Origin of the sequence: Legionella sp. PATHC035, from assembly GCF_026191115.1 — a bacterium.
In the GTDB taxonomy this organism is placed as follows: Bacteria; Pseudomonadota; Gammaproteobacteria; order Legionellales; family Legionellaceae; genus Legionella.
The window spans coordinates 1,209,818-1,223,842 of sequence record NZ_JAPHOT010000001.1 but is presented as its reverse complement, the minus strand read 5'-3'; the positions used below and the strand labels follow the sequence as shown (position 1 = coordinate 1,223,842).

Genomic DNA, 14,025 nt, shown 5'->3' with positions numbered 1-14,025 from the left:
AAATTTATTTTTTGTAAATAGAAGAGAGCGATATTTAAGAGATCGGTTAAGAAAAGCGTGTGACCTAGAAACAACATGAAGGGCCCCATAAGTTATGGGGCTTCAAACATTATTTTACTTTTTTCTCTTTGAAAAGAACGTGCTTACGTACTTTAGGATCGTACATCATAAGCTCCATTTTTTCAGGATGGTTTCTTGGGTTTTTCGTTGTAGTCTTATAGTATCCAGTTCCTGCTGTGGATTCCATTTTCACTTTAATCGTGACAGCTGCCATGGTTTATCCCCTTAAGTTATACTTTTTCGCCTTTAGCTCTGAGTTTATCCAGAACTGCTTTTATACCTAACTTGTCTACAATACGCATACCTTTGGTACTGAGCTTTAATGTGACAAATCGATTTTCTTCTTCAACCCAGAAACTGTGGTTCTGAATATTCGGCAGAAAGCGTCTTTTGGTTTTGTTGTTAGCGTGCGACACTTTATGACCAGTCATGGGTCGCTTGCCAGTTACCTGACATACTCTAGACATTGTGTTACTCCAAAATAGGTTTTAGTTTGCTTGTCTTTGTAAAATTCTGGGCAAATAGCCGGATGTGAAATACAAGAGCGGTTTTATATCAAAAAAATGCATTAGTTGCAAGATTTTTGTAAGAACATATAATTCCGGCTTTGACCAAATGATGAGTGTGATTTATGCAACGCCGGATAAAAAGTTATGTTTTACGAGCAGGTCGGGTAAGTAATCGGCAGAGTCAAGGACTGGAACTTTGGCTTAAAGATTATCAACTTACGGTGGATGGGAATCCATGGAGTTTAGCCGAAGAATTTAACCGTAATGCGGATACAGTAGTCGAAATAGGTTTTGGCATGGGATCTTCTTTGTTGGCCATGGCTAAAAATAATCCTGAAGTTAATTATATAGGTATAGAGGTTCATCTTGCAGGTGTGGGGAGTTTGGCTGCTGATCTACATGAACATCAATTATCTAATGTACGTATTGTGGCCCATGATGCTGTAGAAGTGTTTCGCACCCAATTGCTCGATAACTCAATTGCCGGAGTACAAATATTTTTCCCAGATCCCTGGCATAAAAAACGTCATCATAAAAGACGCTTAATTCAGAAAGAATTTATTCAATTAGTAACAAAAAAATTGAAGCCAGGTGGGTTTATTCATTGTGCGACCGATTGGCAAGAATATGCCGAGCATATGCTGGATGTCTTATCTACAGAGCCTGCATTGAAAAATTCCCAGCACGATGGGGGATATTCACCCCGACCCTTATCAAGGCCACTTACAAAATTTGAACAGAGAGGGGAACGTTTAGGACATGGAGTATGGGATTTGATATTTAATAAATTGCCTGAATCACCCTAATTTTAAATGAAAATCAGATTCTCAGGCCTGATGAGATTGTAGAAATTTTAACTATTCTTTTGATCTTCTATTGTCCAATGTGTAATATAAATCTGGAAGTAACACTACAGGGGACGTAACATGGAATTTATCATTGAAATAAATGCAGCTCTAAAATTAGGACTAGAAGAATTTAAAAAATTCATTGAAAAGAAGCTGCTCGACGACAAGAGTTATCTTGAACATCCATTCTGGATGGCAGGTGGTGTTCAAATGACTGTTCTGAACTATTTGATTGAACAACACCAGAGAAAAAATGAAGATTCTGTTGATAAGGAAATCCCGTCGGATTTAACAGAGTTTATTGATTTGATTCTCAGTAAAGTCCGCGATAAAAATATTGGTTTGCCCTTGCATCAAGCAATTGCTGCCGGCAAAGTTCAGCTGGCTCTGCATCTTTTGGATGCTTATGAATTTGATGCCAATAAGCGCGATGAAGATGGGCGTACTTTATTGTCTTTAACAGTACAAACTAAAAATCGTGAATTATTAACAAAAATTTTAGCGTTGAATCCTGAAGTGAATGCAACGACTCGCCTTAAAGAAGCCCGCATACCTTTTCAGCCTTTACACCAAGCCATAGCATTGGATTTTGTTTCTGGGGTGGTAAATTTAATCAGAGCAGGGGCAGATTTGGCTAATCCTGTAGGCGTGAGGAAAGATACCCCACTGATCTTAGCGGCACGAAAAGGTAAAATAAAGGCACTTGAAGGTTTATTGGATGAGGCTCCCATAGAGAGGTTGAAGTTGGAGGCGGAAAACATGCCTTGTCCAGATGAGGAACGAGGCGATAATGCGATGGATGCGCTGTGTAAACGATTGTTCCGGGAGCAAGATAATAAGGATTTACTTAGAGGTGTGGCTATGTTGCTTTGTCGTGGAGCCGAACCACCACGAAACAAGGGGCTGTGCCAATTATTAGCGAGCAAACGTAGAGATTTGCTCAAAGAAATCGATAGTTATATCGATAACAGGCCTGAATTAGTTGATCCTTTTGTAAGCAGATGCCATGTGGAAGACAGTGCATTACATGAGATAATTTATGTCGATCATTCTTGGGGGAGCACTTTACGACAGCTTTTTGGTAAACCTAGTGATGCAGCTTTTGTAATAGAGCGATTGGTCACCCGCAAATACAGCCGTCGTCAAGAAGGGAGTATGGATAGCCCAGTACTACCAACGGCTGCGGCAGTACCCTTAAAAGGTGATGAACCTCCTTTTAAACTCTATGCAGAATTTGTCCGACGATATAACGAAGCATATGAGAACCAAAGAATGACCAATCCCTGGAGTACTATGCGTTGGTTGATTGCCGAGGGAAAATGTAATTGGGAAACAGTAAAGCAATACGCTCGTCATCATCCCGGAACCAGGACTCAGATTATCTATGATGATATGTTTAAGACTTTGCCTAAAATGGAGATGCATGAGCCAATTGAAAATTCAACTGGAGGACTCCATCCTAGCAGTGAAGAATCCGCTGTAAATGCGGTATTTAATCCTTAGCAATACGTTTCAGTGGTAGTCGCTCTATTGAATCAATAGTTTGGATCCTGGAGATGTGTCATTCCTGTGAAGGCTGGAATCTACGGTTAAATGAGGCATAGTGCCCAATGGTTGGATTCCCGTTTTCGCGGTAATGGCATACAGCTTTTCAACCAGGCTTTGGCGTAGGTGATGGAAACCAACCCTCACGAAGAGATGCCTATGAATAGACGCGGTATGCGCATTAAATTAAAATCGTCTCAATCTGCGAGTTTTTTAAATAGTGATTATGAATACTAGCGTATTACTTTTAACGGTGATTTGTTTTATTGGCATGATTAGCCCAGGTCCAGATTTTATATTGGTTACAAAAAACGCATTTTTATATCCTAGACGTCAGGCTTTAGCCACTGCTTTGGGTATTGTTACTGGATGTTTCTTTCATGCTACTTATTGTATTTTAGGCTTGGCGTTTGTCATTACACAGAGTATTGTTCTTTATACAACCATTAAATATACGGGCGCATGCTATTTAATTTATCTGGGATTGAAAGGTTTAAGAACCAAACAAACCCTAAGTATGCATCAAGACCGCTCCTCGTTGCACAGGATAACTGTTTCCAAGGCTTATTTTGAAGGGGTTTTATGTAATGCTTTAAATCCAAAACTTGCAGTTTTTCTGCTGAGTTTGTTTACTCAATTTGTCTCCATTAACGCATCGATTGGCGATAAAGCTTTAGTTGCTGGGGTTTTTATCAGCGAATCGTTCTTTTATTGGCCCTTACTCGTTCTATTCCTGCAATCAAATAATATCCGAAAAATATTTACTAATTTTCAAACTACTTTGACTCGAGTATTTGGTGGTTTATTGGTTTATGTGGGAGTTCGGGTGATGTTGAGCGCAGATTAGTTTTTAGAGGAATAACATGTCAAAAGCTGCTTTAGGACTAAAAAAAACAGAGTTAGATACCCCTTGTTTAATCATTGATAAAAATCTTCTGAAATCTAACTTGGAGACAATGAGGAAACATTCTATCGAAAACAGTATCCATATCAGACCTCATTGTAAAACCCATAAGTGCTCTAAATTAGCTCGTCTACAGATAGAATTCGGTGCAATAGGCGTGTGCGTAGCCAAAATTTCCGAGGCTGAAGTTCTTATTCAAAATGGAATACCCAATATTCTAATTACTTCACCAATTGTCACAAAGAATAAAATTGCCAGGCTTATTTCGTGTCTGGAAAAAGCTCCCTCCACTTTGGTGGTGGTCGATAATAAAGAAAATATGATTGTTTTAAATGAAGCAGGTCAGCTCAATAAAAAAATGATCAATGTCTTAGTCGATGTCGACCCTGGGATAGGGCGAACCGGAGTTAAACCCGAAACTGCTTTAAATTTTGCTTTAGAAATGAGGCAATTCCCTTGGTTAAATTTGATGGGAATTCAATGCTATGCCGGTAACTTACAGCATATTACCTCTTTTAGTGAACGAAAGAACAAATCATTACAGACCATGTGTATGGCGAGTGATCTGGCAAAAAGCTTTCGGGAAATGGGTCTGAATTGTCCCATAGTCACAGGAAGTGGAACAGGAACTTATGATATTGATGTTGAAGCGACAGAAGTAACCGAGATTCAACCGGGTTCTTATACAGTGATGGATGTGCAATATGCAACGATTGGTTCAAAAAGTAATGAGCGGCAATTCAATACCTTTAAACCGGCAATGACCCTTTTAACCACGGTGATTAGTAACAACAGAACAGAACATGTGACTGTTGATGCAGGCACAAAAGCCATTTATGTAGATCAACATAAACCCCTAATCATCAGTCATCAGGGGCTGGAATATGATTGGGGCGGCTTTGGAGATGAGCATGGGAAAGTGACTGCGGTGAATGGCGCTCAATTACCTGATCACGGTGAGGTTTTAGAGCTCATTGTTCCTCATTGCGATCCAACCATTAATTTATTTGATCAATTTTTTATTACTGAAAACGATATTGTAGTTGATATTTGGGATATTGATCTCAGAGGAAAATGCCAGTAAAAATTAAATCCATGAAGTACGATCAACTCACTGGACATACTTAGTTTATGGAAAAGGCTAACCCTTCAGATTGTGCTAATTACAGCAGGAGAACTTGCTTAAACTTCATATACCCCATAGAATTCTAATTTTCTTAAAATTCTCCGGGAGAGTAGTACATGGGGTGGAATGAGCCAGATAAAGGCAAAGATCCCTGGAAGGGTAAAAATCAACCTCCAGATTTGGATGAGGCGCTGAAACGCGCTCATGACAAATTGAAGAAGTTTTTATTTGGAGGTTCTACCAAAATTGGTAGTGAGCCTTCCAAAAAATCGAATGGTGGTCTAATCGCGCTTACTGTAATTTTGGTTGCCTTTATTCTCTGGGTGTTGTCGGGTGTCTTTATTGTTGATCCCGCAGAACAAGCGGTAATTCTTCGTTTTGGTAAATATGTGGAAACAGTGGGTTCCGGACCACATTGGATACCAAGGATTATTTCTTCAAAAATTATTATGAATGTGGACCGCGTGTTGGATTATTCTTATTCTGCACAAATGTTAACGAGTGACGAAAATCTAGTTTCTGTATCCTTAGCGGTGCAGTATCGCATTGGTGATTTGCAGGAATATTTATTTAACGTCGCTAATCCTGAGGAAAGTTTGCAGCAAGCGACCTCCAGTGCGCTGAGACAAGTTGTAGGGACAACTACCCTGGATCAAATGATTACGGAGGGACGTGAAGTTTGGGGCAATCAAGTTCAAGAGACTTTGATAAAAACTCTGGATTTATATAAAACAGGTATTTTAATCGTCAATGTAGCACCACAGCCTGCACGTGCTCCTGAAAGTGTACAAGATGCGTTTGACGATGCAATTAAAGCACAAGAAGATGAAAAGCGCTTTAAAGAACAAGCCCTTGCTTATGCCGCGAAAGTTGTTCCAATAGCAGAAGGGAAGGCGAGCCGGATCCAACAAGAGGCTGAAGCTTTTTCCAAACAGCTTGTATTGAATGCCCAAGGGGAAGTTTCTGAGTTTTTAGCGTTACTTCCTCAATACACTGCTGCCCCAAAAGTTATGGCAGAACGCATGTATTTGGAAACAATGCAAAAAGTTATCAGCAAGAGCAGTACGATCATAGTCGATAGTAAATCAGGTAATTTGCTGTATCTTCCTTTAGATAAGTTATTTGGAAAGTCCTCCGGTTTTCCAACTGATACCGCAAAAAATAACAAAGCGGAAAGTGATGAATCCAATGAGACAGAGAACTTGGTCGATGGTCGTGAGCTCACCAGACCTGTTTATCGACAAGGGAGAAATTAACAATGAAAACTACGGGTAGAACCCTTGGCATTTTGATCTTTTTACTACTTCTATTTTTAGTGACCAGTGTATTTACGATAACACAAGGTCAACAAGGAATTCTTTTACGTTTAGGCCGTTTGGTTAATGATGGCTTGACTGATAAGGTCAAAGTATTGAATCCTGGATTGCATTTTAAAGTACCATTTATCGAAAACGTACGTATTTTTGATACGCGTATTCAAACTATGGATATTAAGTCGACCCGTATTGTCACTAAAGAAAAAAAGGACGTCATGGTAGATTATTATGTCAAATGGCACATTACCGATTTGGCTCAATATTTTAAATCCACAGGTGGCAATGAATTTAAGGCAGAAACACTACTGGAGCAACAATTAAATACATTGTTACGTGCGCAGTTTGGTAAACGTACTATTCCTGAAGTCGTGTCGGGTGGTCGTGATGATGTTATGGAGTTGTTGCGTAAAGCAGCCCAAAAACAAGCAGGCGGGTTAGGTATTAACGTGGTTGATGTACGCATTAAAGGAATTGAACTACCAGCGAATACCAGCAACGCCATTTATCAACGGATGCGGGCGGATATGCAAAAAATTGCGAATAAACACCGTGCTGATGGTCAAGCTGCTGCTGAAGAGATAAAAGCTAAGGCCGACGCTGATGTGATGGTCTTGTTAGCAACAACCCGCAGTAATGCACAAAAAGTACGAGCCATTGGGAAAGCACAAGCGGCGTCGATCTATACAGATGCCTACAGTAAAAATAAGGATTTTTTTGCATTATACCGTAGCTTGCTTGCCTATGAAGGGAGTTTTAAAAGCAGAAAAGATATTTTGGTATTGGATCAAAGCAGTGCATTTTTTGATTATTTTAAGCAAGCCACACCAAAAAATGATGGTGTACCTGCTAAAAAGTAACTATAATGTTGGGTTTTGGTAACTATTCACCTCTATACCAAAATCTTGGAGAACACTACATAATTTGTGGCAGGTTGATCAAAAAGTACTCTTGAATGGCAGGCATACTGACTATGTGAGCATTTTGTAGAATGTTTTCATTTGAGATGTACCTGTAGGGACTTGAGGCAGAGGAGTGGAGTTACAAATTTTGTTGAAATTGAGTTCTCAGGTTCTCAATTTAGAGTGGCGAATAGCATTTTGTAAATTTAAGAGTTGATCATGGGTAAAAACGTTGTTGTTTTAGGAACACAGTGGGGCGATGAAGGCAAAGGTAAAATTGTCGATTTATTAACCCAAGATGCACAGGTTGTTGTCCGCTATCAAGGCGGCCATAATGCAGGCCACACATTAAAAATTAATGGAGTGAAAACGGTTCTACGTCTTATTCCCTCCGGGATGCTGAGACCCCATGTGACTTGTTATATTGCTAATGGAGTGGTTCTCTCACCCGATGCACTATTGGGAGAGATTAAAGAACTCGAACAAAGTGGAATTGACGTGCGTTCCCGCTTACGTATCAGTATGGCTTGTCCACTGATTCTTCCCTGTCATGTTGCCATGGATAAAGCGCGTGAAACACATATGGGAAATTCGGCCATTGGTACTACCGGACGTGGCATAGGCCCAGCTTATGAGGACAAGATTGCCCGCCGTGCATTAAAAGTCAGTGACTTATTTCATCCTGAACGCTTTGCAGCAAAATTAGCGGATCTTTTAGATTATTATAATTTTCTTTTGACGCAATATTTCAAGCAACCTGCTGTAGCTTTTGAACCTTTATTAGATTCAGCGATGCAATGGGCTGAAGAATTACGTCCCATGGTTTGTGACGTTTCTGCTTGTTTGCATGAGCATCGGGAGCGGGGCGATAATATTTTATTTGAGGGAGCCCAAGGGGTTTATCTAGACATTGACCATGGAACATATCCTTTTGTAACTTCATCAAACACGTGTGTTGGTTCGGTAGTTAATGGTGCAGGATTTGGTCCAAAATACCTTGACTATGTGTTAGGAATCACCAAAGCTTATACTACTCGTGTTGGGGGAGGACCTTTCCCAACAGAACTCTTTGATGAAGTGGGTAAACAAATTGCTGAGCGTGGCCAGGAGTTTGGTGCGGTTACTGGAAGACCAAGACGTTGTGGCTGGTTTGATGCAGTTTTGTTAAAGCGTTCCATTGAGTTAAATAGTATCACGGGATTATGCATCACAAAGCTGGATGTTTTGGATAAATTAGATGTGTTACGTATTGCTGTTGCCTATAAAGATGCACAGGGTAATTTAATCTCTCGTCCTCCTCAAGCAGCTGCTGACTTCCAAGGTTTAGAGCCGGTTTATGAAGAAATGCCTGGTTGGCAAGAGTCTACTGCTGATGTCACGAATATGAGCGACTTGCCTGCCAATGCTTTGGCTTATTTAAAACGAATAGAGAATCTGCTGAATGTTCCAATTGACTTATTATCAACTGGACCAGAGCGCGATTCGACAATTATTTTACGTAATCCTTTTAAATCTTGATTTCAATTAGTGTTACCAAATATCCGAGAGTAAATTGGTAACAGAAGTAGGTCGGGCCCTTGGCCCGACAATATAATTTTTTCTGGCTGGCCTGATGTCGGTACCGATCTGACCTAAATCTTTTATTGCTCAAAACTTACTCATAAATTAATTTAAGCGAAACGCTCAAGTAATTGTCGCACCAAGGGCCTGACCTACATAATTTGCTGTGGAATTTAGTTTCTGTGGAATTCTTGGGCCAAAAAGGCCCGACCTACGCTCCAGTGACACACTAAAATTGATTTTCAAATGCATGAAGTTTTTGTTCCAACTCCCATTGTAATTGGGCTTTCTCACTCGTTTTGATAAATAGTTGGCAACTTTGGCTTTCCAGGTCTTGGCAATCGTCAATTAGTAGGGCCTTTTCAGGCGCAGACCATATGCTTTTACCCGGTAAAAATGAATAGGTGAGCGCATTCCTATTGATTTGTTTTAAGGTGGGATAATCCAGCCCATGATTCAATGCAGCTTCTACATATTGTTGCGTCAGGTTAGTTCGCAATATCCCTTCATCATCCGTAGACAAGACAACTGGAACCTCATGTTTAAGATAAAAATTAAGCGGATGGTTTGAACCCGAGATTTTTAATATTTTAAGATTGCTGATGAGATTAATTTCTACTGCTTTGTGATGTTTTGCCATGTAGTCCAAGGTGCTCTTTGCCTTATTTTCATGAGCAATATCTACTCCATGCCCAATTCTTTGGGCTTGGCCAGTGAGGAGTGCATCTCGAATGTGGTAATCTAAATCTTCCGGGGTAACAATTTCTTGAGTTAACTCTCCAGCATGTAATGCAATATTGACTTCAGGGTATAGCTTGTGTAGGTATTGGTATATTTGCATTTGTTTGCGATAGTCTCGTAAAGAGATCATCCCGTCTTCAGGCTGGACTAAATTAACACCAACAAGAGCGCCCTTACTTCGTATGGATTGATCAACAGCTTCAAACGCATTAAGTGTCTGTGCAAACAAGTTATCTAGAGATTGTTCTCGCAGGGAATAGTATAAAAATTTAATTTTAATTTGGCAGGCTTTTTTTTCTGGATTGGTATCGCAACCCAGCTCTTGGCGTGCTTGTTGCAAAATACGATTTGATTCGACTACAGTGTAATTGACATTATTTTGAAAGTCTTGGTTTTCCAAGAGAACCTTTCTTTTTTGGCTAAATGAAGTAGTGTTCTTGAGCTTATCGCCAAAACTGACTGAATGGGCATTATCAGGCAAGATCATCACTTCCATATAGCGTTCATTTTGTAGTGCTGCGGTTTGCATGACTGATGCAAGGAGTTCGGGCTGATGATCTGCAACTATGGCATTGAACTTATAGAATGAGTTGAAAAAATGATCGTGGCCTGATTCCTTCCCTGGCACAAAATCTTTCATAGACCAGCTTCTTACAGTGCTTGCATAAAGTTCAGGATGATTAAACAAATCTTTTGTCTCTACACCTTTACAAACAGATGGATTTTTACTGGCCGTCCAATTGCTGGTATTCAAGCAATAATTATCTTTAGATGTCAGTTCCAACATGACTTCTGGGTAGGCACCTCCAGATAAATGATAATGTAATTCTCCACCTTTAGGCATGGTTTTGAAGAATGTATATAAAGAATTCGGATCACTTTTTATTTGATCAAAATAAGATTGAACATTAGCTTGAGTAGCAGTGATAAAAAGCAGGGTGAACAGGAAGAAAGTTGATTTAATATAATTCATTGTAATCTAAAAAATATCAGTTTGTGAAGATTATCGCATAATTATTATTAAATCCCAACCATTGTATTTAGATTCTATTCATAGCAAAATGAATTTACAGTTTCTAAAAGCCAGCATATCATTTCTCACTCCAAACTGTGTTCTGTTTATCCTGAGTGGGAAAGTGAGAGGGCAAGTAAGCGTTGTCCTTAAAAGATAAAGAATCCCCTCTCCCACTCGTGGGAGAGGGGTCGGGGTGAGGGAACTCAATACCCACATCTGCCCTAAAGGGCACCTTCTCCCCTTGTGGGGAGAAGGGAGGCTGATGGCAATGAGACAAGTAGGCATAGGAAAGGAACCGGCACTCTTTTGAAGGTATTAGCAATTGAGTCTAAATCAATGAGGATGATGAATATGAAACTTTTTTTATCAAAATTGTATGCTATTTTAGGTGCTTTTTTCTTATCGCTAATGGCAGTAGGATTTTGTGAGGCAGCATCTGACATAAGTAATGCTACTAATAAAACCAAAATGACAATCAATGTTGGTATTTATGCCCCTTTTTCTAACGAATCTGCTTTTATTGGCAGGAATATGTTGGGGGCAATGGAAATCGCACGTGATCAATTAAAATCTTCTGACATTCATTACGAATTTTATACCTTAGATCAAATGCCGAATTCAGCGAATGCAGCAAAAACCGTGCAAAAATTTATTGATGCACACCACATTAATGTTTTGGTAACTGAAGGTACAGAAAGTGGCGCTTTAGTCGCACCTTTAGCAAAAAAAAATAAGCTCATTCATTTTTGTTTGACTGATGATTCAATCATTGCTGATGGAAAAAATAATTTCTTAACCCAAAGTCCCAATCACAAACAAGCTGCTGTTTTGACTCACTCGGTGAAACCAGAATTTATTGCTCAATTTAAGCAGGAATATTTCAGTCACCCTGTCAGTGAAGCAGGATATGCGTTTGATATATTCCATTTGATTCATAGTAGTGCCCAGCTGGCGATGAAGACTCATTCTGATTTTTCATCTCAAGCGGTTGCAACACATCTTTTAGCTCTCGAATCAGGGACGGGGGTAATGGGTACATTTGACCTAGATAAAAATGGTGTTTCTTATAAAAAGCAGATTCTTACCGCCTGAATAAAGCTCCCTTCATTCCCGGTTGCTTGCAACCGGGATATTGGCTTGCAACCTCTCTCACTTAATTTTCTTAATCTTGCCTTAACATGGGCGGTATAAAATTAAATCATAGTGTAGACATTCTTTTCATGGAGAAGAGGAGGTTGTATGCAAAGTAAAGATGATCTTCTAAAGCAAGTGGTTGCAAACACTCATCTGGGTAATAAAAAAGGGGTAATCTCAATCATCTTAGGTGAGCGTTTTGGTTATCCCTTGGGTATGATAAGGAGTAGATCTTCTAAGCAAGCTGTAGATTTCAAAGCCTTGAGTTTAGGTATAACTGAAGGAAAAGGGCTTGGTTTTATTGATTTTGTATTTGATCATACGACGGGTTTTATTGGAATAACATTTAGTAAAAAACTCAACCCACATGGACACGATGGCATTGCTGATTCCCTGTATATTCCTGGTTCTTCAGGGAGCGCCTTAAGACGAGCTACAATGGTCGGTGGCAAAATTGCATTTTTAAATAATATGTTTGTCAGTACCGAATGGAGTGGTCATTACGGTGCTGATCTGTGGAATACAAGAATCATTGAACATTTTCAAAGTATTTTTTATTGGACTACAAAACAACCCATTTTGCACATTAACTGGAGAGATAGTGATCCTGAGCAAGAGAAAGCAGCTGGCTCTGTTGTACCAAGCAAACAGGTTGAGAAACAACACTCCAGATTGATGACTTTTGGCTTATTTTGCGTCGATAATCGTGCTACTGCTGATGGGGTCAGGGCCAACACACCATTAACGAACGACCTCTCTAAGACGGTGGTTTCCTATTTACCGCCAAAATGATGTAACCAGGATTTATAGTACGATAATTGATGCCACTTAAGCTTCAGAGCGCTTCATTTCCGGTTGCGAACTACAGGGCTACTGTAATTAAAAGGTTTTAAGTAAAAGAAGAGGAGCCTAAGAAGGTCTGATTACAATCTAACTTCTTGGCTCCTCTTCGTTTATAGACGGTAATTATCTATTTGCTAAAGACATACCTTCCAAGACAGTCAAAGCAGCATAAAGTTGATAGTCGTTATGCATTAAATCGTCTATTTGAGCTTTAGCCGTTTTCGCTTTATTTTCCTCATTGTTCTTATTAATCAAGTGGCCATTAAGATTGGCTTCACTAAATCCAGTCAGATCAGAGGGTTTAGCAGCAGTCTTAGGAATCTCCATCTCATTGACTACGATATCAGGTACAATACCCTTAGCTTGAATTGAAGTTCCTGAAGGAGTGTAATAAAGAGCAGTAGTTAATTTAATCCCGGTTTTGTCATCCAGGGGTAATACGGTTTGCACTGAACCTTTACCAAAACTCGTTGTACCTAAAATAACGGCTCGTTTATTGTCTTTGAGCGCACCAGCTACAATTTCAGCGGCAGATGCTGAACCATTATTGATTAATACAACCATTGGTGCATTATGCAAAACATCGATACCTTTGGATAAGGCAGTAAAATCTGAACCAGGTAAACGTCCTTTCGTTGAAACGATGGTTTCGGGTTTGCCTGATTTGTCTTTACCAAGGAACGCATCAGAAACTTGAATGGCTGAATCAAGCAAGCCTCCAGGGTTGTTACGTAAATCCAGTACGAGACCTTTTAAGTCTCCGCCAGATTGTTGTTTTAGTCGATCGATGGCCTGCAGCATGTCTTTTCCAGTTAAGGCCTGGAATTGAGTTAAACGGATGTAACCATAGCCTGGAGCGAGTAATTTACTTTGTACACTCTTAATTTGAATCACTTCACGTACCAAATCAAAAGTAAGTGCTTTGTTAACTCCTTTGCGCAATACAGTCAACTGGATGGTGCTACCAGCTTTACCGCGCATTAAGTTGACGGCATCTTTAAGTGAGAGACCTTGGACAGACTCTTTACCTAATTTAATAATATAGTCTCCGGATTTAATGCCTGCTTTAAATGCTGGGGTATCCACCAGAGGAGTAACCACTTTTACAACGCCGTCTTCCATGGTCACTTCCAATCCTAACCCACCAAATTCACCACTCGTTGAGGTTTGCAGCTCTTTAAATTCTTCTTCATCCAGATAGCTGGAGTGAGGATCAAGACCATTGAGCATGCCCCGAATGGCGTTATCGAAGAGTTCTTTATCATCGACAGGTTTAACGTAATATTTTTTAATCTCACCGATAGCATTGGAAAATCGTTGAACATCTTCTAAAGGAACTGCTTTAGAAGTCGCATTGGAGTTTGTAGAATTATTTGCCTCATCATCTGCAAAGCCAGTCAGAGGTAACATAAGAGTAACAGCGTACACTATCGCAAGCGTGCAGGGATACAGTTTTCTTATTAACATAGCGATCTCCTCAGATGCAAGGCTACAACATAAGCCATCTTCTTTTATTATAATTATT

General features: G+C 39.7%; 13 protein-coding genes. 9 read left to right on the top strand and 4 right to left on the bottom strand.

All coding sequences use genetic code 11. The features are described 5' to 3' along the window. Positions 1–109 precede the first annotated feature (109 nt). Together rpmG and rpmB are read right to left on the bottom strand one after the other, a co-directional pair. A complete protein-coding gene (gene rpmG / locus OQJ13_RS05475) occupies positions 110–274 on the bottom strand; it encodes a 50S ribosomal protein L33 (protein WP_003635328.1) in 165 nt (54 codons plus the stop codon). A 16-nt stretch (positions 275–290) separates the two neighbouring features. After that, positions 291–527, bottom strand: coding sequence for a 50S ribosomal protein L28 (gene rpmB, locus OQJ13_RS05470; RefSeq protein WP_028381005.1), 237 nt, complete (start codon positions 525–527; stop codon positions 291–293). Positions 528–691: 164 nt separating this feature from the next. Here rpmB and trmB point away from each other — a divergent pair, with 164 nt between their 5' ends. The 7 genes from trmB to OQJ13_RS05435 all read left to right on the top strand — a co-directional run bounded on the left by trmB (position 692) and on the right by OQJ13_RS05435 (position 8,725). Then, positions 692–1,375 carry a tRNA (guanosine(46)-N7)-methyltransferase TrmB gene (gene trmB / locus OQJ13_RS05465; RefSeq protein WP_265709734.1) on the top strand — a complete coding sequence of 228 codons (684 nt, stop codon included), beginning with the start codon at positions 692–694 and terminating at the stop codon, positions 1,373–1,375. Between the two features lie 120 nt (positions 1,376–1,495). Then, entirely contained in the window at positions 1,496–2,920 is a 1,425-nt protein-coding gene (ankC, locus tag OQJ13_RS05460; protein ID WP_265709731.1) for a Dot/Icm T4SS effector AnkC/LegA12, read from the top strand. A 268-nt stretch (positions 2,921–3,188) separates the two neighbouring features. Then, positions 3,189–3,809 carry a LysE family translocator gene (locus OQJ13_RS05455; RefSeq protein WP_265709730.1) on the top strand — a complete coding sequence of 207 codons (621 nt, stop codon included), beginning with the start codon at positions 3,189–3,191 and terminating at the stop codon, positions 3,807–3,809. Between the two features lie 16 nt (positions 3,810–3,825). After that, positions 3,826–4,950 (top strand): DSD1 family PLP-dependent enzyme, encoded by a 1,125-nt coding sequence (locus OQJ13_RS05450; protein ID WP_265709729.1) that lies wholly within the window; start codon positions 3,826–3,828, stop codon positions 4,948–4,950. Positions 4,951–5,108: 158 nt separating this feature from the next. Continuing rightward, complete coding sequence (gene hflK, locus OQJ13_RS05445) at positions 5,109–6,248, top strand: FtsH protease activity modulator HflK (protein ID WP_265709727.1); 1,140 nt, start codon at positions 5,109–5,111, stop codon at positions 6,246–6,248. A 2-nt stretch (positions 6,249–6,250) separates the two neighbouring features. Next, entirely contained in the window at positions 6,251–7,165 is a 915-nt protein-coding gene (hflC, locus tag OQJ13_RS05440; protein ID WP_265709725.1) for a protease modulator HflC, read from the top strand. A gap of 261 nt (positions 7,166–7,426) precedes the next feature. Beyond that, positions 7,427–8,725 carry an adenylosuccinate synthase gene (locus tag OQJ13_RS05435; RefSeq protein ID WP_265709723.1) on the top strand — a complete coding sequence of 433 codons (1,299 nt, stop codon included), beginning with the start codon at positions 7,427–7,429 and terminating at the stop codon, positions 8,723–8,725. Between the two features lie 271 nt (positions 8,726–8,996). Here OQJ13_RS05435 and OQJ13_RS05430 read toward each other — a convergent pair whose 3' ends face one another. After that, positions 8,997–10,481, bottom strand: coding sequence for an adenosine deaminase family protein (locus tag OQJ13_RS05430; protein ID WP_265709721.1), 1,485 nt, complete (start codon positions 10,479–10,481; stop codon positions 8,997–8,999). Positions 10,482–10,874: 393 nt separating this feature from the next. Here OQJ13_RS05430 and OQJ13_RS05425 point away from each other — a divergent pair, with 393 nt between their 5' ends. Together OQJ13_RS05425 and OQJ13_RS05420 are read left to right on the top strand one after the other, a co-directional pair. Continuing rightward, on the top strand, positions 10,875–11,615 hold the full coding sequence (locus OQJ13_RS05425) for a branched-chain amino acid ABC transporter substrate-binding protein (RefSeq protein ID WP_265709720.1): 741 nt from the start codon (positions 10,875–10,877) through the stop codon (positions 11,613–11,615). Positions 11,616–11,762: 147 nt separating this feature from the next. Continuing rightward, positions 11,763–12,449 (top strand): polymorphic toxin type 43 domain-containing protein, encoded by a 687-nt coding sequence (locus tag OQJ13_RS05420; protein WP_265709719.1) that lies wholly within the window; start codon positions 11,763–11,765, stop codon positions 12,447–12,449. A gap of 174 nt (positions 12,450–12,623) precedes the next feature. Here the strand turns inward: OQJ13_RS05420 and OQJ13_RS05415 are convergent, their stop codons facing one another. Further along, positions 12,624–13,967 (bottom strand): S41 family peptidase, encoded by a 1,344-nt coding sequence (locus tag OQJ13_RS05415; RefSeq protein ID WP_265709718.1) that lies wholly within the window; start codon positions 13,965–13,967, stop codon positions 12,624–12,626. Positions 13,968–14,025: the final 58 nt, after the last annotated feature.